The sequence below is a fragment of the Rhizorhabdus sp. genome (genome assembly GCF_018006725.1).
Classification (GTDB): Bacteria; Pseudomonadota; Alphaproteobacteria; order Sphingomonadales; family Sphingomonadaceae; genus Rhizorhabdus.
Window position 1 is genome coordinate 1 of the sequence record NZ_JAGMXV010000046.1, and the last position, 25,421, is coordinate 25,421.

Here is a 25,421-nt window from a genome sequence, read left to right on the forward strand (position 1 = left end):
TTCTAGGGCTCCCCTTCCCGCAGCCGTATTCCACGCCCCTATCGCACTGCTATGCAACCTCGCCGAGGCGTGCCAGAAAGCTGAAGTTTCTATGAACGACATGTGTGGACCTACGAACATGCGCATGGGGGGCGGGCATATTTACAGCGATGAAGATATAGAAGTCGGATGACGTTCAACGCTGAAACGCCGCGCGGTGCCATGGTCAGCCCGCGCGTGGCCCTGATATCGATCATCTGCTTCTGGATGGTCTATTGCGTGATCGCAACGATCCGCTCCTTCATGATCGACCTCGGCCACCAAGCCGACATGCTCGCCGCCCGCGCCTTCGTGTCGATCGGGTCGATGGTGGCGACCTATATCGTCTACCTCGCAATGCGGCCCCTCGCGCGGAAATCGCTGGCGGTGAACGTCACCGCCGTAGCGCTCCTCTCGATCCCGGCGGCTGTCGCCTACAGCTCGATGAACTGGATGGCTTTTCGAGAGATCGACCGCCGGATCGAAGCAGACAAGGCAAATACAGCCTCGAAAGTCACGGTGGAGACGGATGGCGCGGCGCAGGCCAGGGCCCAGGCCAAGGCTGCAATAGAGGCGGCGCGGGCAGCTATGCGAGAGGTGGCTGAGCAGGCCCGCGAGGCCGCTCAGGAAAAGGCCGACGCGCAGCGCGAAGCCGTTGAGCGCCAGGCGGAAATCCAACGCGAACTGGCGGAAGCGCAGAGCGAACTGGCCCGCGCCAATGCCGAACGCCGTCGGCAGGCGGACGAAGGCAAGCGGGAGGCAGAGCAAGCTCTGCGCGAAGCAGCCCTTGCGCAGCGCGAAGCCTATCGGGAAGCCGTCCGTGACTATCGCGAGCAGATGCAGGAGGCGCGCCAGGCGGTTCAGGAGGCGAGGCGCCAAGGCATAAAGATCGACATCGACTCCATATTGGCGGCCGTGCCGCCGCCCCCCGCCCCGCCTGCGGTCCCGGCCGCGCCTGCAGAAGCCACCCCAGCGACCACGCCGGAGGCTCCGTCGCCCCCCTCGACGCTGCCCAAGATCGAGATCCCCAAACCGGTGGAAATTCCGATGCCGGTGATCAGCGAGCCGTCGCCGGGCACCGTCATGATCCAGGTCGGACGCCCCACCGATAGCTACAAGGAGCATGAGCTGTCGGTGATCGCACAGATCGGCGATCAGGCGCTCAACGGCTATTTCTTCTTCGCCGCCTGGGGGGCGCTGTTTCTAGCACTCTCCTATGCGGCTGCGGTCCGGGCAGCAGAGCGACAAGCCGCCTCCTATCGCACCGCTGCGCGCGACGCGGAACTGCGCGCGCTGCGCTATCAGGTGAACCCACATTTCCTGTTCAACACCCTCAATTCGCTGTCGACGCTGATCCTGAAGGACAGCCGCGACGAAGCGGAGAGGATGATCCTCAACCTCTCGACCTTCTTCCGCACCAGTCTCACAGCCGATCCGACCGAAGACGTGGTGCTGACGGAGGAGATTCGTCTCCAGCGCCTCTATCTCGATATCGAGGCGATCCGCTTTCCGGACCGGCTGCTGGTCGAGATCCACGTGCCTCCCGCGCTGGAAGATGTGCGCGTGCCCTGCCTGATCCTGCAGCCGCTCGTCGAGAATGCGATCAAATATGGCGTGTCCCGTTCGCGGCGTCCCGTGACGCTCCGCATAACCGCACGCGAGGATTCACACGGGCTTGTTCTTTCGGTCGAGGACGACGGCGATCCGCTGGCCGAAGGCGAGGCGCCTGCCGGCACGGGCGTCGGCCTGCGAAACGTCTCCGATCGCCTGCGGGCGCGCTTCGGAGAAGAGGCCAGCTGTCGCTATGGCCCGCTTCCCAATGGCGGTTTTGGCGTCACGCTTTTCATGCCATTGATCAGGAATGACAGCTGATTCACCGATAAGAACCCTGGTCGTAGACGACGAGCCGCTGGCGATCGAGCGGCTCCAGATATTGTGTGCGCGCGAGCCGATGATCGACCTTGTCGGCACGGCGTCCGACGGCGAGGCAGCGCTGCGCCTGCTGGAGGCACTGGAACCCGAACTGCTGCTGCTCGACATCGCCATGCCGGGCCTCGACGGGATAGGCGTCGCGCGGGCGATCGAGCAGCGCGCGACCCGCCCGGCGGTGGTCTTCTGCACGGCCTTCGACCAATATGCAGTTACCGCTTTCGACCTGTCGGCCACCGACTATCTGCTCAAGCCGGTCGCGCAGGATCGCCTCGCCCGCGCGGTGCAGCGCGTCGTCGAGCGGCGCAAGGCGCCGCCGGAAGCGGCGGCGGCGTCGGATCATGCTCAGGAATTCTGGGTCCCGCATCGGTCGGAGATGATCCGGATCGCCGCGCAGGACATCGATCGGGTCGAGGCCGAGCGCGACTATATGCGGCTGCACGTCGGCCAGCGCAGCTTCCTCCTCCACCAGACGATCACCGAAATGGAGCGCCGGCTCGACCCGACGCTGTTCGTCCGGCTTCACCGCAGCACGATCGTGCGGCGCGATCGGATCGCCCGCCTGAGCCACGATGGCATGGGGGTCTGGCACGCCATTCTGACCGACGAGGAGAAGATCCGGATCGGCCGGACCTATCTCCCCGCCGCCCGCGCCCTCATGGGGCGCTGAGCGGAAGGTCGCGTCAGAGAATTGCGAGGACGGCGTCGCCCATTTCGCTGGTCGTCATCGCGCCGCCGAGGTCGGCCGTGCGGGCGCCATTTTCCAGCGCCTTGGCCACGGCGGCTTCGATCCGGTCGGCTTCGTCGGCCATACCGAGCGAGTAGCGCAACATCATCGCCGCCGACAGGATGGTCGCCAGCGGGTTGGCCTTGCCCTGCCCGGCGATATCGGGCGCCGACCCGTGGATCGGCTCGTACAGGCCTTTCTGGTTGGAATCGAGCGCCGCCGAGGCGAGCATGCCGATCGATCCGGCGCACATCGATGCCTGATCCGAAAGGATGTCGCCGAACAGATTGCCCGTCACGATGACGTCGAACTGGCCCGGATTGCGGACCAGCTGCATGGCGGCATTGTCGACATACATATGGCTGAGTTCGACGTCCGGATATTGGGCAGACAGCTCGATCACCACGTCGCGCCACAGCTGCGACGTCTCCAGGACGTTCGCCTTGTCGACCGAGCAGAGGCGACGGCCGCGCGCGCGCGCCGTCTCGAACCCCACGCGCGCGATCCGCGCCACCTCGTCCTCGTCGTACGACATGACGTCATAGCCCTCGCGGCGCCCCTCGGCCGTCTTGCGCATGCCCTTCTCGCCGAAATAGACGTCGCCATTGAGTTCGCGGACGATGACCATGTCGATCGCGCCGGCCACTTCCGGCCGCAGCGCCGAGGCGTCGGCCAGTTCCTTGAACAGCTTCGCCGGGCGCAGATTCGCGAACATGCCCAGCGCCTTGCGGAGGCCGAGGATCGCCTGTTCCGGGCGCAGATGCCGTTCGAGCGCGTCGCAATCCGGGTCGCCGACCGCGCCGAACAGGATAGCGTCCGCACGCTTTGCCAGGTCAAGCGTCTCCTGGGGAAGAGGATGCCCCACGGCCTTGTAGGCCGCGCCGCCGACGAGGCCCTTTTCGAAGGTCAGGCGGTCGCCCGCGACGACGTCGAGAACGCGTACAGCTTCGGCGACGACTTCCGGACCGATGCCGTCTCCGGGCAACAAGGCAATCAGCATGACTTTCCCCTTATCGAATTCGCCGCCGCCCGATGCCCTGCCCTCGCCGCGCGCGCAATCGCTTTGTCGCCTCGCGGCGTCAGAGCAGCCGCCTTATACGCTCGACCAGCCGCTCGCGCGCGTCGAGCGCATCGCTTCGCCGATCGACCAATATGTCCCTGCGCAGGAAATGACCGGTGAGCTTCAGCCCCGCGAGAATCTCGTCCCAATCGGTGCCTTCGCCTCCCCGCGCCAGAAAGGCCGGCAGCGGCAGCAGACGGTCGGCATAGGGCAGTCCGGCATCGCGTGACACGGCGGCTCCGCTCTTCGGGCTGACATAGGCCAGGTCCTCGACCGGGCCACCGGCTGCGCAGCCCGACAGGTCGAGCGCATAGCCGAGTTCCGCCATGACCAGCATCTCGTAGCGGACCGCTGACGCCGCCCAGCCCCGCGCCGAGGGTGCGAACTCGATCGCGGAGAGGGTCGCATCAAGCGCTTCGTACAGCCGCTCGTGCGGCTGGCCTTCGGCCAGCCCGACGGCCGTCAGCGTCGTCAGCCAGTCGATGGCGGATGCCGCCAGCGGCTCGGACAGTAACCCTGCGCGACTGTGGCTCAGCTCCACCGTCAACCCCGGCAGCTGCTCGGCCGTCCGCGCCCTGAAATCCGCCTCAACCATATTGCCGGGCACCAGCACCGGCCGCAGCCGACGCGATCGCCCGCCCCGCACATAGCCGGCCAGCAGGCCGTGGCCCGGCGTCAGCGCGCGCACGATCGCACCATGTTCGCCGTGGGGCCGCATCGCGCAGATGATGGCGGGGGTGCGCAGCTGCATGGGATCGGGAGCGCGGCCGCCTCAGCCGCGCTCTTCCACCTTGTTCGACCAGATCTGTTCGAACAGCCGCCCCATTCGGCGGAGGCCGGCGCTCGGCAGAAGCACCGACGGCCGGTCGAGCGGAAGCCGATCGAGATCGGTGAAATAGGCGGTGGGAAAACGTCTACGCTCGCTGGCCAGCCACTCGCACAAGGCCTCGAAACGCTTGACGTGAATACGGTTCGGGGCGGTCCCCGCGCGGTTCGCCAGTTCGAAACTGTGCGTCACGATGGTCACTATGGGCGTGTCAGAAGCCTCTGCATGCTCGATCGCGGCGCGCAATTCTCCGGAAGAAACCGCGCAGATCTGCAGATGCCGGGACATCTGCCCGTCGGCAATCAAAGTGACCGGTATCTCGATCATTCCCAAATGCTCGACCGGCGTGATCTGATCGCGGGGCAGTCCGATCGCGCTGGGCCAGGGGTGCTGATGCCCGTTATGGCTGCTGTCGAAGCGAAAGCCGAGCACCGCAAGCGCGCGCAGCGTGTCGTCGTTCGCGGAATAGTTACCGGCGCGGAAGGCGATTGGCTCGGGTGCCCCCGCTTCGACCAGCATGTCGCGCGCACGCCGGATCAGGTCGATCTGCGAACCTATGTCGTAGCGCGCCAATTGTCGCTCGCTCCGTGTCCGCCCTTCGAGTGCACCGACCCATAGAGGATGGAGGTGGAGCTGCACCTCCTGGCCGGCTTCCAGGATCGGTTCGAGCATCCGTCTAACGGGGTCCAGTCCATAGACGCAGGCCGGCATGGGATCGACGAAGAAGCACGCTTTCAGGGCATATCTCGCGAGCACCCGCAACTGGTAGCGCACACCCACACCGGCAGCTTCGTAGGATCGGTCGAACGCCTCACGCCAGTCGCCCCAATTGCCGCCAGGACGCCAGGTCAATTCGGTATCGATCGTCAGCAGTATGCGCGGCGGTTCGCCCGCGCCGGCTTCGGATCCGGGCGCGTCGCTGTCCATCAGCCGGCCGCATGAAAATGATCGTGGATCGCCTGTGCCATGGCCTTTGAAACGCCCGGAGCTCGTTCCAGGTCCGCAAGGGATGCTGACCGCACCGCTCGAGCCGTGCCGAAATGCATCAGCAACGCCTTCTTGCGTGCCGGGCCGATGCCCGGAATATCGTCGAGTGGGCTCTTCGTCAGGCTCGCCGCACGCTTCGCTCGATGGGCGCCGATCGCGAAGCGATGCGCCTCGTCGCGCAAGCGCTGAAGGTGGAAGAGCAGCGGCGAGTTCATCGGCAGCATCGACTCGCGGCCGTCGGGCAGATGGAAATGCTCGCGCCCGGCATTGCGGTCGGGGCCCTTGGAGATGCCGACGACGGGCACATCCTGCACGCCCATTTCCTCCAGCACCGAGCAGACCGCGCTGACTTGGCCCTTGCCGCCGTCGATCAGCAGCAGATCCGGCCACTCCCCGCTGCGCCGCTCGGGATCTTCGCGCTCCAGCCGGGCGAAGCGCCGCTCCAACACCTCGCGCATCATGGCGAAGTCGTCGCCCGGCCTGGTCTCAGCCCGCTTGATGTTGAACTTGCGATAGCTGCCCTTCCGGAAACCCTCGGGGCCGGCGACGATCATCGCGCCGATCGCGTTGGTGCCCATGATATGGCTGTTGTCATAGACCTCGATCCGGTCGGGCGGCCCTTCCAGTTCGAACAGCTCGGCCATTTCCTGAAGGATGCGGCCCTGCGTCGTCGACTCCGCCAGCCGCCGGTCGAGCGCCTCGCGCGCATTGCGGCGCGCCTGTTCCATCAGCTTGCGCTGCTCGCCCCGCTGGGGGACCTTGATCTGCACCTTGCGGCCGGCCCGCTCGGAAAGTGCCTCACACAGCAGTTCGGCTTCCGACGGCGCATCGCCGACCAGGACGAGGCGGGGCGGAGGGACTTCCTCATAGAATTGCATGAGGAAGCTCGCGAGGACCTCGGGCTCAGGTACGTCCTGAACATGCGCGGGGAAGAAGGCGCGGTGCCCCCAATTCTGCCCACCGCGAATAAAGAAAGCCTGAATGCAGACCGTCCCCGCCTTGGTATCGAGCGCGAAGACGTCGGCATCGGCCACGCCCTCGGCATTGATCGCCTGGCTGCCCTGGATGAAGGTCAGCGCCCGGAGCCGGTCGCGGTAGATGGCAGCGAGTTCGAAATCCATCGCCTCGGCCGCCGCGCTCATCGCCTCGCCGAGCTTTTTCTGAACCTGGGTCGACTTGCCCGTCAGGAAAGATTTGGCGTCGCCGACCAGTTCGCCATAGGCATCCTCGTCGATCCGGCCGACGCACGGCGCCGAGCAGCGCTTGATCTGGTAGAGCAAGCAGGGCCGATCGCGATTGGCAAAGAAGCTGTCGGTGCAGGACCGCAACAGAAACAGCTTCTGCAGCGCGTTGAGCGTGCGCGTAACCGATCCCGCGCTGGCAAAGGGGCCGAAATATTGTCCCTTGGCACGCCGGGCGCCGCGATGCTTCTGGATGCGCGGAAAATCGTGGTCCTCGCGCAGCAGGATGAAGGGGAAGCTTTTGTCGTCGCGCAGCAGGACATTATAAGGCGGCCGATAGCGCTTGATCAGTTGGGCCTCGAGCAACAGCGCTTCCGCCTCGCTGTTGGTCGTGACGATCGTCATCGAGCGGGTCTGTGCCACCATCCGGCTGAGCCGCTTCGGCAGCCGCGCGATCTGCGTGTAATTGGCGACACGATTCTTGAGCGCGCGCGCCTTGCCCACGTAAAGCACATCGCCGCGCGCATCCTGCATCCGGTAGACCCCCGGCCGCGCAGGCAGCGTCTTGAGTACGTTGCGAATGGCAGCGACGCCTGCATCGATGTCGGGGGTATCCGAACCCCGCACCGTGAAGACGCTCTTCTCCTCGTTGAAACGGTCGCTGGATGGAATGTCGGTCACGGTCCTGATCTAGGATGCCGGCGCGCGCGCCGCAATCTCGGTCCGCCCCGAACCTCGCCGGATATGGATCAAGCCGTCGCGATGTTCATGAGCATGTCAGGATGCGATACCCCGGCCGAAACGAGCAGAAGGATCGCAATCCCTGCCCGAACCAGGGGAGATGGCGCAAAAGCCGCGAACATCCCGTTCTTGCGGCTCCACAGCAAGGGAAGCGCAACGATCCCGGACAGCAGCATGGCGCAGACGATATCGAACGGTAGCGAAGCGCTGTTCCACGCCCGCACTCCGCCCATCAGCATCAGCCATGCCCATATCCAGCCGATCGCACCCATGATCGGCGGTTTAGCGAGGGAGCCTGAGGATTTGGTAAATGGCGCCAAGCCACCGGGTCAGGCTACGGTCGGGCTGCAGGCATAAAAAAGCCCGCCGGTGATCCGACGGGCCTTTTTGTCCGACCTGGTGATGGATCAGAAGCGGGCAGTGCCCAATGAGTCGATCGCGCCGTCGATCAGAACCTTGTCGGTCTTTGCATCGTTGCGCTGGGCAATCAGGACCGCAGCCGCACCAGCGGCAGCAGCGGCAGCCTTGGCCCGCACTTCGGCGACGGCGCCACGCTCGGCAGCCGCGATCTTGTCCTCGGCCATCTTGCCGCGACGCTCGATCAGCGCACCGGCGTCGACCTTGGCCTGCTCGACGATGGCCTGAGCCTCGCTGCGGGCATGGGCCAGCATCTCTTCGGCTTCGCGAGCAGCGGCCTGGGCCTTTGCCTCATATTCGGCCTTCAGCTTCTCGGCATCGGCGCGCAGCGAGGCGGCCTCGTCGAGATTGGCACGGATCGAGGCGATCTTCTTGTCGAGCGACGAGCCGATAACCGCCGGCACCTTCTTCCAGAGCAGGAGAAGGATGACGATCACCATCGCCAGCGACACCCAGGCCGTGGCCGTCATGCCGAGAGCGGTGGGGTCGACATGATGCTCGAGCGTCCCGGCGGCGGCATGGCCGGCGCTGACATCCTCGGGCATGCCCTCGAGCGATGCTGCCTCGGAGAGATTTTCCGCCACGAGTGCGGAGCCGTTTACAGACATTCGACGTCTCCGTTCAGGCAGCGAGTGCGGACTTCACCGCACTCTCGGCTTCGGCCTTGTCGACCGAGATGCCCGACACCTTGGCGACGATCTCCTGCGCGGCCTCGGCGGCCACATTCTCGATCTCCGTCAACGCCTTGGCCTGCGCGGCTTTCAGCGCCGCATCGGCCTCGGCAGCCTTGGCTGCGAGCGCGGCATCGGCCGCCTTGACCCGCTGTTCCGCATCGGCGGCAGCGCTGGCCTTGGCGTCCTGAACCGCCTTCTGGGCGGCCGCACGGGCCTCGTCGATCCGGGCGCGATAAGCCGCCTCGGTCTCGTCGGCCTTGGCACGAGCGGCCTCGGCGGCGGCGAGATCGGAAGCGATCTTCTGGTCGCGTGCCTCGACGGTGGCTTCGATCTTCGGCAACATCCCCTGCCCGATCACGAAATAGATCAGGCCGAAGACGATCAGCAGCCAAAAGATCTGCGAAGCATAAGTCGCGGCGATCTGGGCGATCTGAGGCATCGGTAATTCCCGTTAGGGGCCGGCGCGAACCGGCCCCGCAACCTGAATGTTAGGCGACGAACAGCAGGATCATCGCGACGACGAACGCCAGCAGGCCGAGAAGTTCGGCGGCGGCGAAGCCGATGAAGAGGCGGCCCTGCTGGCCGTCGGCAGCCGCCGGATTGCGGAGAGCCGACTCGAGGAACGAACCGAACACGTTGCCCACGCCGAGGGCGGCGAGACCAACGCCGATTGCGGCGAGACCGGCACCGATCAGCTTTGCGGCTTCTGCGTCCATGATAAACTCCTTGCTTAGAATTGGGTTGAAGGTCGTGCAGTGAAACTCAGTGCAGGTTGATCGCGTCGTTGAGATACAGCGACGTCAGCAGCGCGAACACATAGGCCTGGATGGCACACACCAGCAGTTCGAGGAGGGTGATGCCGATCATCAGGATGAAGCTGGGGATGGAGACGATCGCCACCGTCACTGCACCCGCGTTGATGCCGTTGATCACGAAGCCGGCCAGAACCTTCATCAGGATGTGCCCCGCAGTCATCGCGACGAACAGTCGCAGACCGAGCGAGAAGGGGCGGATGAGGAACGAGAAAAGCTCGATCACGAAGATCAGCGGAACCATGTAGCCCGGCGTGCCGTGCGGCACGAAGAGCGAGAAGAAATGGAAGCCGTGGCGCCAGAAGCCGACGATCAGGACGATCGCGAAGCTGATGACGGCGAGCACGCCGGTCACCGTCAGGTGGCTCGTCACGGTGAAGGGATGAACCCCGACCACGCCGGTGGGCATCATGCCCATGATGTTCGCGATCAGGATGAACATGAACAGCGAGAAGACGTAGGGAACGAACTTCTTGCCTTCGGGGCCTACATTGGTGGCCATCATGCCCGAGATGAAGCCGGTAAAGCTCTCGACGGCAGCCTGCCAGCGGCCGGGAACGAGCTCGCGCTTCATTCCGCCGACCATGAAGACCAGCATCGCGACCAGTGTCACGACCATCCACATCGCCGAATTGGTGAAAGCGACGTTATGGCCCGCAATCGCCCAATCCTGACCGAACAACGGCTCGATCAGGAACTGGTGCATCGGATCGATCTTGCCCGATTCGGCTGCCACGCTTGCCTTACCCCTGCTTATGCCAAAAGCGTCCGGAAATCACTCCGGGCGCTCCTGAGAAATCCGAATGATATTCCTGAAGGCTACGCCGATCCCGAGGAACAGCATGGCCAATAGGAGCCAGGGCTTGGTCCCGAGCCAGTGATCGAAGCACCAGCCCAGTAAACCTCCGCCGACGATCCCCGCGATCAGTTCGGTCAGCACGCGATTGCCCTGGGAATATCCCTTCTCAGGCTTTCTATGCGTGCTCGCCGTTCTGACCTGTTCGGCATGCTGGATCGCCCGCAACCGCTCATCGAGCGATGTAAGACGCTGATCCCCCACACTTTCCGGGTCTTGTCCGGTCTCATTCCCCGTCATGGCACACACCCTCCTGTTGCCGGGAAGGTGGCGTCATGGCGACGATCGATCCCGCCAAGGCGACGCCCCTTTAGGAACGGGGGTCCCCCGAGTCAACCGCGCTGAACGGGGTTCCGGCGCAGCGTTCGAGGTGATTGCGGGCTAAGACCGCTTTCCCATGCGCGCTCTCCAGCGCAAACAGGCCGACGCGCGGGGATTTTCGCCGCAGGAAGGTGCCATCGACAGGCCCCGTTCAGAATTCCGCAATGGCCGCGCGGCATCGTGACTGCGATGGAGCCACAGGATATCGCGTGGTCGCTTTCTGAAAGGACCGATGAAAACGGCGGAAGGGTCACGTCCGCGCATCGATCGAAGGGAATAAAACACGGCTCCCGTGACTTTATTCGTCATATGGCCTCGCCCGTCAGCCTTTCGACCGCCTCTAGGCACCCCGCCGGAAATCTCCGACCAGTTCGACATGCGTCGACCAGCGGAACTGGCCGACGGGGACGATCTTCTCCAGCACCCAGCCGCCTTCGGCCAACGTCCGGGCATCGCGGGCAAAGGTCGAGGGATTGCAAGAAACATAGGCTATGCGCGACAGACGCTGCGTCTGCGCGAGCGCTCCCATCATTTCCTTGGCGCCGGCGCGCGGCGGATCGAGGACGACGGCATCGAAGCGATCCAGCTCGGCTGCATTCAGCGGGCGCCGGAACAGGTCGCGATGGTCGACGGCAATCTTCCGCTGGGTCCGGTCGCTCGCGGCCTTGAGCGCCAGCACCGCATCTCGCGCGCCTTCGGCCGCATAGACCCGTCGACTGCCCGACAGCGGCAGCGAGAAGGTGCCGAGTCCTGCGAACAGATCGGCCACGATCGGCGCGTCGCCGACGATCGCCTCCACCGCCGCGACCAGCGCAGCCTCCCCGTCGGCGGTTGCCTGCAGGAAGGCGCCCGACGGAAAGGGCACCGCCACTCCGCCCAGGGTGATCGTGGCGGCATCGGGCTCCCACTGCGCGCGGGCGCCATAGCCGTCGTCGATCGCGAGCCGGGCAAGCTGGTGGGTGCGGGCGAAATCGTTGACCGCCTCGATCGCGGCCAGCCCCTCTACCTCGACCTTTTCCAGCAGCACGTCGACCCCCTGGTCGACGAGGGTCATCTGCACCCCGGCCGCGCGGCGGTCACGGAGCAGCGGATGCATCAGGCGGCGCAGTGGCTCGATCAACGCGACCAGCGCCGGGTGCATCACCGCGCACATCTTCAGATCGACGATGTGATGGCTCGCCTCTTCGTTGAAGCCGAGCAGCATCCGCTTGCCCTGCCGTTCGGCGCGCAGCGAGACCCGGCGGCGCGTTTCCGGCGCCGACAATATGGCAGGCGCGACCGATCCGGCCTCAACCTTCTGCTGGCCGAGAGCACCTAGGATCCGCTGGACGATATAGTCGGCATAGCTCTCGTCATCGACATGCTGGAGTTGGCATCCACCGCATTTCGGAAAATGCCGGCAGGGCGGCTCGACATGATGCGCACCCCAGGTCAGCGTCCCGTCGATACCCAGCAGATCGCCGGGCGCCGACTGCGGCGAATGCCGCCCGTCTTCGGTGATGCCGTCGCCGCGCGCCGCGATGCGGACGATGGGTGCCTGATCGTTCAACAACATTCTCCAAGAGCGGCGGGCAGATGGGCCACCAGATCGTCGGCGATGAGCCCGGGCCCCGCCAGTGCACCGGCGCGGCCATGCAACCAGACGCCGGCGCAGGCTGCGGTAAAGGCATCGAGACCGCGCGCCCGATTCGCTGCGATGACGCCCGCCAATACATCGCCCGTGCCCGCGCTGGCGAGCCATCCCGTGGCGGGTTGTGCGATAGCTGCCCGACCGTCGGGGGCGGCAACGACCGTATCGGGCCCCTTGAGCACGACCACGGCGCCCGATGACCGAGCCGCCGTCCGGGCCCGCTCGACACGGCTTCCGCCAAGATCGCCGAACAGGCGCCGGAACTCGCCTTCATGCGGCGTCAGGATGGAGTCCGCCGGCAGAGCGCGTCGCCGCTCGGCGAGCAACGTCAGCGCATCGGCATCGAGGACACAGGGACGCCCTGCCCCGATAGCCTCATCGAGCCGTACCGAAGCCTCGGCGTCGCGCCCCAGCCCCGGCCCGACGACAGCACACCCCACCCGATCGTCGGCAAGGATGAGGCCAACCGGATCGGCGCGGCGCACCAGCGCGGCGGGCGCCGCTCCGGCAGAAGCCTCGGCGGCAAGGGTGACATAGCCCGCCCCGCCGCGCTGAGCCGCCATCGCCGACAACAGTGCAGCGCCCGGCATCGCTCCGCCGAGCACCACGACGTGGCCACGCGTATATTTATGGTCGGCCGGGCCCGGCGGCGACAGACGCGGCCGGGCGATCTCCGCCAGATCGGAGGTCCCCGAGATACCAATATCGGCCAACACAAGTCGTCCCATATAGGCGGCTGCGGGTTGCAATCTGTGCGCGGGCTTGAGCACCGCCAGAGCGACCGTCAGATCATAGGGGATCGCCGGCCCGAGCCATGAACCATCGTCGGTCCCGACGCCGCTGGGCAGATCGACCGCGACGCTGAGCGATGCCGCTTCCGCAAGCCGAGCCAGCGGTTCGGCCACCACGGGATCGAGCGGCCGCACGAGACCGGTGCCGAACAGCGCGTCGATCAGCAAAGGGGCCGGTTGTGCCTCGGCCAGCTTTTCCACGGGTCCGGCCCACCGCGCGCGGTTCAACTGGCCCGCAGGGGTACGCGCATCCCCGCTTGCCGCGACGCGCACGCGCACACCCCGCTCGCGAAGCCAACGCGCGATCACATAGCCGTCGCCACCATTATTGCCCGGACCGCACAGCACCAGCGTCTCGCGCGGCCCAGCAAAGCGCCAGGCTGCCTCCGCCACGGCGCTCCCAGCCCGCTCCATCGCCTCGTCGACCGAAAGTCCGGCGGCGAAGGCAGCCTCTTCGGCCGCACGCGTCTCGGCCGCGGTCAATATGGGCCGCCCGATCATGGCACGACCCGCGCCGGCAGCCGATATTGCATCCCGCCGACGGTGACCGAGATATGGGACGGGCCGGCGGGCCCGACAACAACCGGTTCGGCACCGTCGGCAGCCACCACCCCGCGCCCATCGCGGACCAGGAGCAATCGTCGAAAACCTCCGTCGGGCGAACGAACGACCAGCACCGTGCCGTCCTCGCTTTTCATGCGTTCGATCGTGCAGGCGGCTTCCAACGGCGCGCCACCGACAGGTCTGCACTCCACCCGCGTCGTGCCTGGCGGCAACTTGTCACTGCCACCGCTGCACCCTGCCATCGCCGACGCGAGAAAAAGCCCCGCAGAGATTGATAAAATCGCCCTCGACATGCCGCCCTTATGCGCGGCTTGTGTCTGCTCGTCCATGTGAGCGGCGCGCTCGAGGAGCGATCCCTCGGTCCGAGATCAGATTTCTGGGAACCAGCATCGTCCAGAGGCGTTTGGGCCGAACGGCGAACTCTACCGGGGGGTGGTTCGCGCGTCCGTCGGCACCGATCCCCGCTGGAAGTTACAGGATGTCTTCGTTCACGAGCGGGAGCAATCGTTCCTACCTCTATCTTCTCGGTCTTCCGCTGATTCTCGCGCTGACCTGCATCGCGGACATCTCCTTCCCTCTCGGAACGGCCGTCTGGGTGATCTACCTCCTCCCGACCGTCATCGCGTTCGCCAGCCCCTATCGTTTGCTTCCTGTCGCTGCTGCGGCGCTTTCCGTCGTCTGCATGGCCATCGGCTTCTACAACGCGCCGACCGGCGTTGACCCCGCCCTCGCCCTGGTGAACCGGTCGCTGGCGACGATCGTCAACATGCTGCTCGCCGGCATCGGCATGATGTTCATCAGCTATCGGCTCGATGCGCGCCGCCAGCAATGGTTGCGAGAGGCCGAGGCCGAACTGACCCGCCGTACCGGAGGAGAACAGACTCCCGAGGAAATCGGCCTCAATACGCTCGGCTTCATCGTCGAACGGTTCGGCGCTGCTGCCGGGCTCGTCTATGTCCGCGACGGCGAAGAGTATCGCAGGGTGGCATCGACCGGCGTTCCTGCTTCGGTATCCACCCCCGACCGGATCGGCCGCAATGACGGCCTGCTCGGCGACACCATCCGGCGCGGCGGCACGCTGATCGTCGACGATGTGCCCGATGGATATCTGGCCTTCGGCAGCGGCCTCGGCAGCGCGAAACCCCGCAGCCTGGTGATCGGCACCGGTCGCGTCGACGAAATGGTGAACACGATCGTAGAGGTTGGTTTCCTCGATCAACCCGGCGCAAACCCCAAGGACCTGCCGGAATTTCTGGAGCTGATCTCCGGCCATCTGGGCACTGCCATCCGCTCGGGCAAATATCGCGCCCGCCTGCAGAACCTCCTCGCCGAAACCCAGCAGCAGGCCGAAGAGCTGCAGGCCCAGAGCGAGGAACTGCGCGCCACCAACGACGAACTGGAGGAGCAGAGCAAGCAGCTGCTCCGCTCGCAGGCGCAGCTCGAAGACCAGCAGCAGGAACTCGAACGCAACAACGCCCTGCTCGAAGAGCAGACCGGCTCGCTCGAAGCCCAGCGCGACGAACTCGCCCGGGCCCAGGCCTCGCTCAAGGCGCAGACTGCCGAACTCGAACAGGCGAGCCGCTACAAGTCAGAATTCCTTGCCAATATGAGCCATGAGCTGCGCACGCCGCTCAACTCGCTGCTGATCATGGCGCGCCTGCTCGCCGAAAATCGCCACGGCAATCTGTCGGACGAACAGGTGCGTTTCGCCGAGACGATCGAAACCTCGGGCAACGACCTGCTCATCCTGATCAACGACATTCTCGACATCTCGAAGATCGAGGCTGGAAAGCTGGAACTTCAGCCCCGTCCCACCCGCCTCGGCGACATGTTCGAAAAGCTGCGCAACAGCTTCCAGCCTGCAGCCGAAGCAAAGGGCCTGTCTTTCCATCTGCGTCAGGCCGACGACGTGCCCGCCATGATCGAGACCGACGTCCAGCGCCTCGAACAGATCATGCGCAACTTCCTGTCCAACGCGATCAAGTTCACCGAGCGCGGTGAGGTCGCGATCGAGGCTGGTCGCGGCGAGGATGGCCTGATCCAGCTCACCGTCCGCGACACCGGGCCCGGTATTCCCGCCGACAAGCAGGACATGATCTTCGAAGCCTTTCGTCAGGCGGATGGCAGCATCAGCCGCAAATATGGGGGCACGGGCCTCGGCCTCTCGATCTCGCGCGAACTCGCCCGGCTGCTGGGAGGCGATATCTCGCTGCACAGCACCCTCGGCGAAGGCAGTGCGTTCACCATTGCCCTGCCCGAGAAATTCCAAGGCGCCGCAAAGAGCGCACCCGCACCGCGCAGTTTCCAGCCGCGTTCAGAACCGGTCGCGTCGCTGTCGTCGCGACCCGACCGGATCGCCTTGCGCACGGAAGATGATCGCTCCACCCTGTCGGGCGACAGCCGGGTCATATTGGTCGTCGAGGACGATCCCGCCTTCGCCCGCATCCTCTGCGATCTGGCGCATGAGGTGGGCTTTCAGTGCCTGATCGCCGGCACCGCCGACGAGGGCGCCCTGCTCGCCCGCCAATATCTGCCGCATGCGGTGATCCTCGACCTCCACCTGCCCGACCATACGGGTCTGTCGGTACTCGACCGGATCAAGCGCGACGCCCGCACGCGCCACATCCCGGTGCACATCGTCTCGGCTGACGAAGACACGCAGGCCGCGCTTGCCAGCGGCGCCGTCGGCTATCTGCTCAAGCCGGTGAGCCGCGACACGCTGGTCGACATGCTCGAAGGACTCGAAGCCCGGATGGAGCAGCGGCTGCGCCGCGTTCTGGTCGTCGAGGACGACACGCAGCAGGCAGAAAGCATCCGCCACCTCCTCGCCTCGCGCGACGTCGAAACCGTCAGTGCACACAGCGCGGCCGAATGCCTCGACAAGCTGGGCCGGGAAACCTTCGACTGCATGGTGCTGGACCTCAACCTGCCCGACATGCCGGGCCTCGATCTGCTCGAACGGCTGAGCAACGACGAGAGCGTCGGCTTTCCGCCGGTCATCGTCTACACTGGCCGCGACCTCGCCAATGACGAGGAAATGCGGCTGCGGCGCTATTCCAAGTCGATCATCGTCAAGGGCGCGAAATCGCCGGAGCGACTGCTCGACGAGGTAACGCTGTTCCTCCACCAGGTCGTCTCAGAGCTGCCAAGCGAGCAGCAGAAGATGCTCGCGCGCTCACTCGGGCGCGACAGCACGCTCGAGAACCGCCGCATCCTCATCGTCGAGGACGACATTCGCAACGTCTATGCGCTGACCGGCGTGCTCGAACCCCATGGCGTCGATGTCCGGATCGCCCGCAATGGGCGCGAGGCGCTCGAAATCGTTGACGCGACGGAACAAGTTGGCGGCACACCCATTGATCTCGTGCTGATGGACATCATGATGCCCGAGATGGACGGTCTCACCGCGATGCGGGAGATCCGCAAACGGCCGCAATTTGCGACCCTGCCGATCATCGCCCTGACCGCCAAGGCGATGGAACGCGACCAGCAGGAATGCCTCGCTGCCGGTGCGAACGACTATCTCGCCAAGCCGCTCGACATCGACAAGCTGCTGTCGCTGATCCGCGTCTGGATGCCGCGATGAGCTTCACCGCAGAAGACGTGGCCGAGATCGAGACCGACCTCATCGTCGAAGCGGTCTGGCGGCGCTATGGCTACGACTTTCGCGACTATAGCCGCCCGTCGTTGCAGCGGCGCCTGGAACGGGCGCAGAGCCATTTCGACTGTGGCAGCCTGTCGGAGCTCCAGCACCGCTTGCTGCACGATGTAGGCACATTGCCGGCGCTGCTGGGGTTCATGACGATCCAGGTCAGCGAGTTCTTCCGCGACCCCTATTATTATGCGCGGCTGCGAACGGACGTCCTGCCGCACCTCGCGACCTGGCCATCGATCAAGGTATGGATCGCGGGCTGCGCCAATGGCGAGGAATTCTACTCGCTGGCGATCCTGTTCCGGGAAGAGGGACTGGAAAACCGAACCATCTTCTATTGCACCGACATCAATCCGAGTGCGCTCGAAAAGGCCGAGGCCGGTATTTACGATCTCGATCGGCTCGCTGGCTTCACCCGTAATTATCAGGCTGCGGGCGGTCGAGCCTCGCTATCCGACTATTACACGGCCGCCTTCGGGGCAGCGCGGTTCGACCCGAGCCTGCGCAAGCGCGCGGTCTTCGCAGATCATAATCTTGCAAGCGATTCAGTGTTTTCGGAGGTACAGTTCGTATCCAGTCGAAACGTCCTGATCTATTTCGAGCGCGCGCTTCAAGACCGCGCCCTCGATATCTTCGCCCGTTCGCTGCCGGTCGGCGGCTTCCTCGGCCTCGGTTCAAAGGAGACGCTCCATTTTTCGCGATGCGCTGGCCTCTTCACCGACTTTGCCACCCATGAGAAAATCTACCGGCGAAACGCCGTCCCGGCCGACGAGGCCCGCGATGCCCGATAGCATCATCAAGATCCTCGCGGTCGACGACGTCCCCGCGAATCTGGTCGCGCTCGAAGCCGCACTCGACCAGCCCGGTGTCGAACTGGTCACCGCAAATAGCGGCGAGCAGGCGTTGGAGCTGATGCTCCGCAACGACTTCGCGCTGGCGCTGCTCGACGTGCAGATGCCTGGCATGGACGGATTCGAACTCGCCGAGCTGATGCGCGGGACCGAGCGCACGCGCGCCGTGCCGATCATCTTCCTGACCGCCATCGCCACCGACGAAACGCGCCGCTTCCGCGGGTTTGAAGCGGGCGCCGTCGACTATCTGCTCAAACCCTACGACATCCACGTTCTCAACCAGAAGGTGTCGGTCTTCGTCGAACTGGCCCGCCAGCGGCGGGAGCTCGCCCGGCAACGCGACGAACTCGCCCTCGCCCTAGGCCGGCTGCGCGCACATGGCGACAACTCGCCGATGGCGGTGATCGAAATCGACTCCGATCTGCGCATCGTCACCTGGGCCAAGGGTGCCGAACGGCTGTTCGGCTACAGCGCCGACGACATGCTCGGATTGCTTCTGCATCAAGCCCCCTTCCTCCCGGAAGACGATCGCAGCGGCTTCGTCTCCTCGATGCATCGCCTGCTGGAGGGCGAGAATAGCGAGATGCAGGAACATCGCTTCCTGCGCGCCGACGGCAGCGTCCGTGCGGGCGAATGGTATTGCTCCACCGTCGCGGGTACGCGCACCCGGGCTTCCAGCGGCATGCTCCAGGTGCTCGACGTCACCGAACGCCAGCGCGCGATGGAGACCCAGCGCCTGCTGGTCGGCGAGCTCAATCATAGGGTGAAGAATTCGCTCGCCACCGTGCAGGCGATTGCCTCGCAAAGCTTTCGTCACTGCGACGATATCGCCGCGTTTCGCGAAGCCTTCACCGGGCGCATCAAGTCGTTGGCGGCTGCCCACTCGCTGCTGAGCAGCGCGACCTGGGAACGTGCCGATCTTCGCCGGCTGATCGCCGATCAGTTCGAAATCGGAGCGGTGACGCCCGATCGCTTCCATATGGACGGGCCGCTGCTCGACTTGTCCCCCGAACTGGCGCTGCGCTTCGCTCTTGTGCTGCACGAGTTGGCGACCAACGCGCACAAATATGGTGCTTTTTCCAATGACAGCGGCCATGTTTCGCTCGCCTGGAGGGTCGAGGGAGACAGCGTCCTGCTCGACTGGTCCGAAAGCGGTGGGCCGGAGGTGACTCCTTTCGACAAGCGCGGCTTCGGCAGCACGCTGATCCAGTCGAGCCTGGTATCGGAAGGTGGCAAGGCCGAATTGATCTATCGCCCCGAGGGCATAGCCTGGCATCTCCGCCTGCCGCTGCGCGGCGTGGAAAACCCCAACGGCCTTCACGTTGCCGAATTGCAGCCGAGTGGCGCAGCGCCGGTGGCCACCGTAGCGAGCGTGTCCCAGCCGCACAGCGACACGGCGCGACCGCTCAAGATCCTCGTCGTCGAGGACGAGCCTCTGGTCGCGATGGACCTGATGATGGAGTTGGAGGATGCAGGCCATCTCGCCCTGGGGCCGGCAATCTCCTGCGATCAGGCGCTGGACGTCATCACGAGCGACGCACCCGATGCGGTGCTGCTCGATGGCAACCTCAACGGCGAACCGGTCGATCGCGTGGCGGACGAGTTGCTTGGACGAGGCATCCCCTTCGCCTTCGTCAGTGGCTATGGGCGCGAGCATCTGCCCGCCCGCCATGCCGAACGGCCGATGATTTCCAAGCCGTTCCGCGCCGCCGAAGTGCTCGCGGCGGTTCAGGAGCTTGCGTCCACCCCGTCAACGAGTCCTTCGGTAGCGGCCTGAAAGGAAATCTTTCTTCGTTTCGGTCGCCGTCGCGATAGGCTGTCGCGAACGGCCCTTGCAAGGCCGAGATCGCTGGAAGGATGGCCATGACCGAACGCACCCTGCACCCCGAGACGCTCGCGCTCCACGCCGGATGGCGTGCCGATCCGGGCACGGGATCGGTGGCGCCGCCGATCTTCCAGACGACATCCTATCAGTTCCGTGACGCCGAACATGCGGCCAACCTGTTCGCGCTCAAGGAACTGGGCAACATCTACACCCGCATCGGCAACCCCACGACCGACATATTGGAACAGCGCATCGCCGCGATCGAAGGCGGTGCCGCCGCGCTCGCCGTCGCCTCGGGACAAGCCGCATCGGCTTACGCGATACAGAACCTCGCCCGCGCGGGCGACAATGTCGTCAGCAGCACCGACCTCTATGGCGGTACCTGGAACCTCTTCGCCAACACGCTGCGCGACCAGGGGATCGAAGTCCGCTTCGTCGACCCGTCCGACCCGCAGGCCTTCGTCCGCGCGACCGACGACCGCACCCGCGCCTGGTATGCCGAAACGCTGCCGAACCCGAAGCTGGTGGTCTGCCCGATCGCCGAGATCGCCGCGCTCGGCCGGCCGCTCGGCATCCCGCTGATCGTCGACAACACGGCGGCTCCGCTGATCGCCCGGCCGCTCGACCATGGCGCGGCGATCGTCGTCTATTCGGCGACCAAATATATCGGCGGGCACGGCACTTCGATCGGTGGCGTGATCGTCGATGGGGGCAATTTCGACTGGGGCGCGGTGCCCGAGCGGCAGCCGACCCTCAACACCCCCGACCCGAGCTATCATGGCGCGGTGTGGAACGAGGCGGCCAAGCCGCTCGGTCCGATCGCCTATATATTGCGCGCGCGGACGATCCTGCTGCGCGACCTTGGCGCGGCGCTGTCGCCGTTCAACGCCTTCCAGATCCTTCAGGGCCTCGAGACGCTCCCACTGCGCATGCCGCGTCACTGCGAGAATGCCACGAAGGTCGCCGCCTTCCTGCAGGGCCGCGCGGACGTGACGCGGGTTATCCACCCGTCGCTGCAGACCGGCCAGCAGGCCGAACGCGCCGCGCGCTACCTGACCGGTGGGACGGGCGGACTGCTGGGCTTCGAGCTGGCGGGCGGGCGGGAGGCAGGACGGCGCTTCATCGACGCGCTCCAGCTCTTCTACCATGTCGCGAATATCGGCGATGCGCGCAGCCTTGCCATTCATCCTGCGACGACGACCCATTCGCAGCTGTCGGCGGAGGAGCAGGCCGCGACCGGCGTGTCCGAAGGCTATGTCCGGCTGTCGATCGGCCTCGAACATATCGACGACATCCTCGCCGACCTCGAACAGGCGCTCGACAAGGCGGGCTGATCGAAGCCCCGCCGATCAGGCGCCAATATCAGGCGAAGGCGGCACCGACGCGGGCAATGACTGGTGCGAGCCGGTCTGCCCAGTCGGCGACCCCGGCGGCATCGCCGATCAGGTCCTGCCGCACTTCGAGGCCGAGATAGGGGATGCCATTAGCCTCGGCGTGCAGGTTCATCGTCGCGTTGAGCAGCTTGCCCGAATAGGGCTCGTTGTCCCCGGCGATCACCCCCGCATCGCGCAGCGCTTCGAGCCCGATGACGGCCGCACGATCGTCGCGATTATAGAGCACCCCCACCTGCCAGGGCCGCGCTTCCTCGGGCCGGCTGGCGAGGCGCGGCGTGAAGCTGTGGAGCGACACGATCAGGTCGGGCCGGTCGGCCGCGATGCGGTCGGCGATGGCGCGATGATAGGGCCGCCAGAACCGCTCCACGCGCGTGGCCTTCGCATCCGCATCCAGGCGCGCATTGCCCGCAATCTTGTGGCCGTCGCTTTCGACCGGGATCAGGCCCGGCGCGTCTTCCTCGCGGTTCAGGTCGATCACGAGCCGCGATACCGGGCCGAAGATGCCGTCCATCGGCAGCCGTTCGCACAGCAGGCGCCCGAGCGGTCCCACCCCGATATCGATCGCGACGTGCTGGTCGAGCAGCGCCGGATCGATGCCCAGATCGACATCGGCCGGCACATGGTTCGACGCATGGTCCGCGATCAGCAGCAGCCTGTGCATCAGCGGAAGACCGGCTTGCGGCGCTCGCGGAAGGCCGCCAGTCCCTCGCGGAAATCGCCCCCGCCGAACGCATCGTCGAACAGCCGATCGGCCTCGGCATCGCCGGTCAGGATGCGCTTGAGCCCGGCGACGCTGTTGCGCGAATTGGCGGCGACCAGCGCAGCCATGTCGGCCGCAGCCGCATCGGCGCTGTCGACGACCTGCTCGACCAGCCCGATCCGGGCCGCCTCGGCCGCGTCGATCACCATGCCGGTCAGCATCATGCGCGCGGCCTGTCCCGGCCCGACCTGCGCCTTGAGCCGCGCAACGTCGCCCGCCGGATAGACGATGCCGACCTTGGCCGGCGTGATCGCGAACACCGCCTTGCTGCTTGCGATGCGGATGTCGCAGGCGAGCGCCAGCGCGACCGCCGCGCCATAGCATCCGCCATCGACCGCCGCGATCGTCGCGATCGGAAGGCCGGCGAGCGTGTCGAAAGCGCGGGCCATTTCCACCCGGAACAGGGTCCGTCGCGCCGGATCGGCAGCGAGCCCGTCGAGATCGCCGAGATCGGCGCCCGAGGAGAATATCCCCGCCACGTCGGACCGCACGATCAGCGCGCGCGCACCACCCGCGACGATCTCCTGCAGATGCGCGGTCAGCTTCGGCCATTGATCGATGCCGATCGCGTTGCGCGCATCGGCGCGGTCGAGGCTGAGGCGGGCGATATCGCCGGTCGATTCGATCCTGAACATCGGCGGACTGTTGCCGCGCCCTCCCGAAAATGTCACCAGTTGTCTCGAATGATGACGAAAACAACGGCTTCCGCCCTCTCGCGCCGCCGCTTCGGCCTCCTGCTCGGAGCCTCGGCCCTCGCCTCCGCCCTGCCCGCCCGTCTGGCCGCCGCAGACGCGGTGCCGGCCGCCCCCAGGCGCCCCGGCCCCTGCCCGATCACGACCCCGCTCGACGCGATCACGCTCAAGCTGCTGCGGCACACGCCCGAGACCGCCGTCTATGGCGGGCTGCCGGGTGCGGCCGAGGGCGGGGTCTTCTCGCATGCGATGGATGACTTCTCGCCGGATGGCGAAGCCGCATGGCGATCGGCCATCGGCGAAGCCGCGCGGGAGATCGACGCGCTGTCCTGCACGGGCGATGCGCTGGGCGCGCTCCGGCTGCGCATTGCGGCGGCGGTGATGGCCAACGGCCTGCGCACCCCCGGCATCGCATATGGCCGGCCCAACCCCTTCTGGTTCACCGCGCACGAACCCTATGTGCTGAACCAGATTTCCGGGCCGATCGTGAACACGCCCAACTTCATGATGTCGCAGCAGGCGCTGTCGTCACCGGTCGAGGTCGACGCCTGGATCGGCAAGCTCGACGGCTTCGCCAGGGGCTATGACGGGGTGATCGAGAAGAGCCGGGCCGACGAGGCCGCCGGCTGCATCCCGCCCCGCGCGCTGCTCGACAAGACGCTGCCGGTGGTCGAGAATTTCCTGCGGGGCCCCGCCGACCAGCACCCGCTGATCGTCGCGCTGCGCGAGCGCATGGCCAAGGCCGGCCTTGACCCGCGCTTCCGTGCGGCGGCCGAAGAACGCGCGATCACCGCGCTGGAGAAGCGGGCACGCCCCGCCTTCGGCCGCCTGCGCGAACGGGTCCGCGACCTGATGCCGAGCGGCCGCGCCGAAAGCGGCGTCTGGGCCCAGCCCGATGGCGAGGCGCTCTACGCCGCCAATATCCGCTCGATCGGCGACAGTCCGCTGAGCGGCGAGGAGATCCACCGCATCGGCCTCGAACAGGTCGCGTTGGTCAAGGGCAAGCTGACCGCCCGCCTTCGCCAGCTCGGCTTCACCAGGGGTAAGCTGCGCGATCAGCTCGACGCGCTGGCCGCCGATCCGAAGCAGCGCTTTCCCGACAGCGCCGAAGGCCGCCGCGAACTGCTCGCCTATGTCCGCTCGCTCGTCACCGCGATGGAGGCGCGGCAGGCCAGCTTCCTGCCCCGCGCCATGATCCCGACCCAGAAGCTGGAGATCCGCGCCGTCCCCGAAGCGACGCAGGATTCGGCCCCCGGCGGCTTCTATGACGGCCCCTCGCTCGACGGCTCGCGCCCCGGCATCTACTGGATCAACCTGCGCGACATGGCGGGGGTGCAGCGCTACACGCTGCCGACGCTCAGCTATCATGAAGGCGTGCCGGGCCACCACACGCAGGGGGCGACGCTGCTCGCCCTGCCACAGGCCCCGCTGATCCTGCGCATCGCCAGCTTCAACGCCTATTCCGAAGGCTGGGGCCTCTATGCCGAGCGGCTCGCTGCCGAACTGGGCGTCTATGCCGACGATCCGGCCGGCGACGTCGGGCGGCTGGGCGACGATCTGTTCCGCTGCGTGCGGCTGGTGGTCGACACCGGCATGCACCAGCTGCGCTGGAGCCGCGAGCAGGCGATCGCCTATATGACCGAGAATAGCGGATCGCCCGCGAGCGAGATCGTCGCCGAGATCGAACGCTATATGGCGTGGCCGGGGCAGGCGCTCGGCTACAAGCTCGGCCAGCTTCGTATCCTGTCGATGCGCGACCGGCTCAAGGCGCAGCTGCGCAAGGATTTCGACCGCCGCCGCTTCCACGCCAAGATATTGGGCAATGGTGCGATGCCGATGGACCTGCTCGAAGAGATCGTGCTGCCGCCGCGCCGGGCCTGACCCGCGCTGCGGCGCCCGACAGGCTCAGTCGAACTCGTAGGCCCGCTCGCCGTGGCTCGACAGGTCGAGCCCGTCATGCTCGGCCTCGGCATCGACCCGCATCGGCACGATCAGGGCCGCCGCCTTGGCGATGATCACGGTGGCGACCGCCGACCAGATCGCCGTCACCCCGACGCCCAGCGCCTGCGCACCCAGCTGGTCCAGGATCGTCCGGCCCTCAGCAAGACCGACGCCGCCCAGCGCCGTCGTGGCGAGCGGGGCGAGCAGCAGCGATCCGGTCATGCCGCCCACGCCATGGACCGCGAACACGTCGAGCGAATCGTCAACCTTCCAGCGCTGCTTGACCGCGAGCACCGCGTAAAAGCAGATCAGGGCACCGACGATTCCGCAGACCACCCCACCGATCGGCGAGATATAGCCGGCGGCCGGCGTCACGGTCGCCAGCCCCGCGACCGCGCCGGTGACGAGGCCGACCGAGGTCGGCTTGCCGATCTTGATCTTCTCGAGCAGCGCCCAGGCGAGCGCCGCCGCCGAGGCCGCCAGATGGGTCGACAGCAGCGCATTGCCCGCAGCAGCGCCCGCCGCCAGCGCCGATCCGCCGTTGAAACCGAACCAGCCGACCCACAACATGCCGGCCCCGATCATCGTCATCGCCGGGCTGTGCGGCGGGATCATCGTCTGCGGGAAGCCGCGACGGCGGCCGATCATCAGCGCGATGACGAGCGCGGAGATGCCGGCCGTCGTGTGGACGACGATGCCGCCCGCGAAATCGAGCACGCCCAGCCCCGCCATCCAGCCGCCGCCCCAGATCCAGTGCGCCGACGGGATATAG

General features: G+C 66.2%; 22 protein-coding genes and 1 pseudogene. 7 read left to right on the forward strand and 16 right to left on the reverse strand.

What is annotated here, in order from left to right; all coding sequences use genetic code 11:
• Window positions 1-168: 168 nt before the first annotated feature.
• Together KAY22_RS27925 and KAY22_RS09015 are read left to right on the forward strand one after the other, a co-directional pair.
• The gene (locus KAY22_RS27925) at window positions 169-1,890 is read left to right on the forward strand and encodes a histidine kinase (RefSeq protein ID WP_366514077.1); all 1,722 of its coding nucleotides are present in this window, start codon (window positions 169-171) and stop codon (window positions 1,888-1,890) included.
• Window positions 1,880-2,617 carry a LytTR family DNA-binding domain-containing protein gene (locus tag KAY22_RS09015; protein ID WP_296622417.1) on the forward strand — a complete coding sequence of 246 codons (738 nt, stop codon included), beginning with the start codon at window positions 1,880-1,882 and terminating at the stop codon, window positions 2,615-2,617. Before KAY22_RS27925 ends, KAY22_RS09015 begins: the two co-directional genes overlap by 11 nt.
• 13 nt (window positions 2,618-2,630) lie before the next feature.
• On the opposite strand, the gene leuB is transcribed toward KAY22_RS09015, so the two are convergent.
• The 13 genes from leuB to KAY22_RS09080 form a co-directional block, all read right to left on the reverse strand.
• Window positions 2,631-3,674, reverse strand: a complete 1,044-nt coding sequence (leuB, locus tag KAY22_RS09020) for a 3-isopropylmalate dehydrogenase (protein WP_296622419.1) — start codon at window positions 3,672-3,674, stop codon at window positions 2,631-2,633.
• Window positions 3,675-3,753: 79 nt separating this feature from the next.
• Complete coding sequence (gene recO / locus KAY22_RS09025; RefSeq protein ID WP_296622421.1) at window positions 3,754-4,485, reverse strand: DNA repair protein RecO; 732 nt, start codon at window positions 4,483-4,485, stop codon at window positions 3,754-3,756.
• 21 nt (window positions 4,486-4,506) lie between these two features.
• Entirely contained in the window at window positions 4,507-5,487 is a 981-nt protein-coding gene (locus KAY22_RS09030; protein ID WP_296622424.1) for a polysaccharide deacetylase, read from the reverse strand.
• The gene (gene uvrC / locus KAY22_RS09035; protein WP_296622426.1) at window positions 5,487-7,409 is read right to left on the reverse strand and encodes an excinuclease ABC subunit UvrC; all 1,923 of its coding nucleotides are present in this window, start codon (window positions 7,407-7,409) and stop codon (window positions 5,487-5,489) included. The genes KAY22_RS09030 and uvrC overlap by 1 nt, the downstream gene beginning before the upstream one ends.
• A 68-nt stretch (window positions 7,410-7,477) precedes the next feature.
• Window positions 7,478-7,741, reverse strand: coding sequence for a hypothetical protein (locus KAY22_RS09040; RefSeq protein WP_296622429.1), 264 nt, complete (start codon window positions 7,739-7,741; stop codon window positions 7,478-7,480).
• A 135-nt stretch (window positions 7,742-7,876) separates the two neighbouring features.
• Window positions 7,877-8,494, reverse strand: a complete 618-nt coding sequence (locus KAY22_RS09045) for a F0F1 ATP synthase subunit B (RefSeq protein WP_296622430.1) — start codon at window positions 8,492-8,494, stop codon at window positions 7,877-7,879.
• Window positions 8,495-8,507: 13 nt separating this feature from the next.
• Window positions 8,508-8,999 carry an ATPase gene (locus tag KAY22_RS09050; protein WP_296622432.1) on the reverse strand — a complete coding sequence of 164 codons (492 nt, stop codon included), beginning with the start codon at window positions 8,997-8,999 and terminating at the stop codon, window positions 8,508-8,510.
• Between the two features lie 49 nt (window positions 9,000-9,048).
• The gene (locus tag KAY22_RS09055; RefSeq protein WP_010127014.1) at window positions 9,049-9,276 is read right to left on the reverse strand and encodes a F0F1 ATP synthase subunit C; all 228 of its coding nucleotides are present in this window, start codon (window positions 9,274-9,276) and stop codon (window positions 9,049-9,051) included.
• Between the two features lie 46 nt (window positions 9,277-9,322).
• Window positions 9,323-10,108, reverse strand: a complete 786-nt coding sequence (locus KAY22_RS09060; RefSeq protein WP_296622436.1) for a F0F1 ATP synthase subunit A — start codon at window positions 10,106-10,108, stop codon at window positions 9,323-9,325.
• Window positions 10,109-10,147: 39 nt separating this feature from the next.
• On the reverse strand, window positions 10,148-10,468 hold the full coding sequence (locus KAY22_RS09065) for an AtpZ/AtpI family protein (RefSeq protein WP_296622438.1): 321 nt from the start codon (window positions 10,466-10,468) through the stop codon (window positions 10,148-10,150).
• A gap of 421 nt (window positions 10,469-10,889) precedes the next feature.
• Window positions 10,890-12,098, reverse strand: a complete 1,209-nt coding sequence (locus KAY22_RS09070) for a class I SAM-dependent RNA methyltransferase (RefSeq protein ID WP_296622440.1) — start codon at window positions 12,096-12,098, stop codon at window positions 10,890-10,892.
• The gene (locus KAY22_RS09075; protein ID WP_296622442.1) at window positions 12,095-13,471 is read right to left on the reverse strand and encodes an NAD(P)H-hydrate dehydratase; all 1,377 of its coding nucleotides are present in this window, start codon (window positions 13,469-13,471) and stop codon (window positions 12,095-12,097) included. The genes KAY22_RS09070 and KAY22_RS09075 overlap by 4 nt, the downstream gene beginning before the upstream one ends.
• Entirely contained in the window at window positions 13,468-13,863 is a 396-nt protein-coding gene (locus KAY22_RS09080; RefSeq protein ID WP_296622444.1) for a hypothetical protein, read from the reverse strand. The genes KAY22_RS09075 and KAY22_RS09080 overlap by 4 nt, the downstream gene beginning before the upstream one ends.
• Before the next feature lie 149 nt (window positions 13,864-14,012).
• On the opposite strand from KAY22_RS09080, the gene KAY22_RS09085 reads away from it, so the two are divergent.
• From KAY22_RS09085 to KAY22_RS09100, 4 genes are all read left to right on the forward strand, one after another.
• Window positions 14,013-17,120, forward strand: a complete 3,108-nt coding sequence (locus KAY22_RS09085) for a response regulator (protein ID WP_296622447.1) — start codon at window positions 14,013-14,015, stop codon at window positions 17,118-17,120.
• Window positions 17,117-17,977: a CheR family methyltransferase gene (locus tag KAY22_RS09090; RefSeq protein ID WP_296622449.1), complete on the forward strand. Its 861-nt coding sequence runs from the start codon at window positions 17,117-17,119 to the stop codon at window positions 17,975-17,977. Before KAY22_RS09085 ends, KAY22_RS09090 begins: the two co-directional genes overlap by 4 nt.
• A complete protein-coding gene (locus tag KAY22_RS09095) occupies window positions 17,967-19,814 on the forward strand; it encodes a response regulator (RefSeq protein ID WP_296622452.1) in 1,848 nt (615 codons plus the stop codon). The genes KAY22_RS09090 and KAY22_RS09095 overlap by 11 nt, the downstream gene beginning before the upstream one ends.
• An 86-nt stretch (window positions 19,815-19,900) precedes the next feature.
• Complete coding sequence (locus KAY22_RS09100; RefSeq protein WP_296622455.1) at window positions 19,901-21,196, forward strand: PLP-dependent transferase; 1,296 nt, start codon at window positions 19,901-19,903, stop codon at window positions 21,194-21,196.
• A 28-nt stretch (window positions 21,197-21,224) separates the two neighbouring features.
• Here KAY22_RS09100 and KAY22_RS09105 read toward each other — a convergent pair whose 3' ends face one another.
• Together KAY22_RS09105 and KAY22_RS09110 are read right to left on the reverse strand one after the other, a co-directional pair.
• A complete protein-coding gene (locus KAY22_RS09105) occupies window positions 21,225-21,917 on the reverse strand; it encodes an N-formylglutamate amidohydrolase (protein ID WP_296622457.1) in 693 nt (230 codons plus the stop codon).
• Entirely contained in the window at window positions 21,917-22,651 is a 735-nt protein-coding gene (locus tag KAY22_RS09110; RefSeq protein WP_296622460.1) for an enoyl-CoA hydratase/isomerase family protein, read from the reverse strand. Before KAY22_RS09110 ends, KAY22_RS09105 begins: the two co-directional genes overlap by 1 nt.
• A gap of 48 nt (window positions 22,652-22,699) precedes the next feature.
• Between KAY22_RS09110 and KAY22_RS09115 the strand changes: the two genes are divergently transcribed.
• Window positions 22,700-24,589: a DUF885 family protein gene (locus KAY22_RS09115; protein ID WP_296622462.1), complete on the forward strand. Its 1,890-nt coding sequence runs from the start codon at window positions 22,700-22,702 to the stop codon at window positions 24,587-24,589.
• A 24-nt stretch (window positions 24,590-24,613) separates the two neighbouring features.
• Here KAY22_RS09115 and KAY22_RS09120 read toward each other — a convergent pair.
• A pseudogene (locus tag KAY22_RS09120) lies at window positions 24,614-25,421 on the reverse strand (ammonium transporter); the annotation flags it as partial.

Coding starts and splice junctions, on each gene's coding strand:
- KAY22_RS09080 (WP_296622444.1), bottom strand. CDS start 13,863: ATGGACGAGCAGACACAAGCCGCGCATAAGGGCGGCATGTCGAGGGCG.
- KAY22_RS09065 (WP_296622438.1), bottom strand. CDS start 10,468: ATGACGGGGAATGAGACCGGACAAGACCCGGAAAGTGTGGGGGATCAG.
- KAY22_RS09075 (WP_296622442.1), bottom strand. CDS start 13,471: ATGATCGGGCGGCCCATATTGACCGCGGCCGAGACGCGTGCGGCCGAA.
- leuB (WP_296622419.1), bottom strand. CDS start 3,674: ATGCTGATTGCCTTGTTGCCCGGAGACGGCATCGGTCCGGAAGTCGTC.
- KAY22_RS09055 (WP_010127014.1), bottom strand. CDS start 9,276: ATGGACGCAGAAGCCGCAAAGCTGATCGGTGCCGGTCTCGCCGCAATC.
- KAY22_RS27925 (WP_366514077.1), top strand. CDS start 169: ATGACGTTCAACGCTGAAACGCCGCGCGGTGCCATGGTCAGCCCGCGC.
- KAY22_RS09050 (WP_296622432.1), bottom strand. CDS start 8,999: ATGCCTCAGATCGCCCAGATCGCCGCGACTTATGCTTCGCAGATCTTT.
- KAY22_RS09040 (WP_296622429.1), bottom strand. CDS start 7,741: ATGGGTGCGATCGGCTGGATATGGGCATGGCTGATGCTGATGGGCGGA.
- KAY22_RS09100 (WP_296622455.1), top strand. CDS start 19,901: ATGACCGAACGCACCCTGCACCCCGAGACGCTCGCGCTCCACGCCGGA.
- KAY22_RS09110 (WP_296622460.1), bottom strand. CDS start 22,651: ATGTTCAGGATCGAATCGACCGGCGATATCGCCCGCCTCAGCCTCGAC.
- KAY22_RS09095 (WP_296622452.1), top strand. CDS start 17,967: ATGCCCGATAGCATCATCAAGATCCTCGCGGTCGACGACGTCCCCGCG.
- KAY22_RS09105 (WP_296622457.1), bottom strand. CDS start 21,917: ATGCACAGGCTGCTGCTGATCGCGGACCATGCGTCGAACCATGTGCCG.
- KAY22_RS09045 (WP_296622430.1), bottom strand. CDS start 8,494: ATGTCTGTAAACGGCTCCGCACTCGTGGCGGAAAATCTCTCCGAGGCA.
- KAY22_RS09115 (WP_296622462.1), top strand. CDS start 22,700: ATGATGACGAAAACAACGGCTTCCGCCCTCTCGCGCCGCCGCTTCGGC.
- KAY22_RS09030 (WP_296622424.1), bottom strand. CDS start 5,487: ATGGACAGCGACGCGCCCGGATCCGAAGCCGGCGCGGGCGAACCGCCG.
- KAY22_RS09090 (WP_296622449.1), top strand. CDS start 17,117: ATGAGCTTCACCGCAGAAGACGTGGCCGAGATCGAGACCGACCTCATC.
- recO (WP_296622421.1), bottom strand. CDS start 4,485: ATGCAGCTGCGCACCCCCGCCATCATCTGCGCGATGCGGCCCCACGGC.
- KAY22_RS09015 (WP_296622417.1), top strand. CDS start 1,880: ATGACAGCTGATTCACCGATAAGAACCCTGGTCGTAGACGACGAGCCG.
- KAY22_RS09085 (WP_296622447.1), top strand. CDS start 14,013: ATGTCTTCGTTCACGAGCGGGAGCAATCGTTCCTACCTCTATCTTCTC.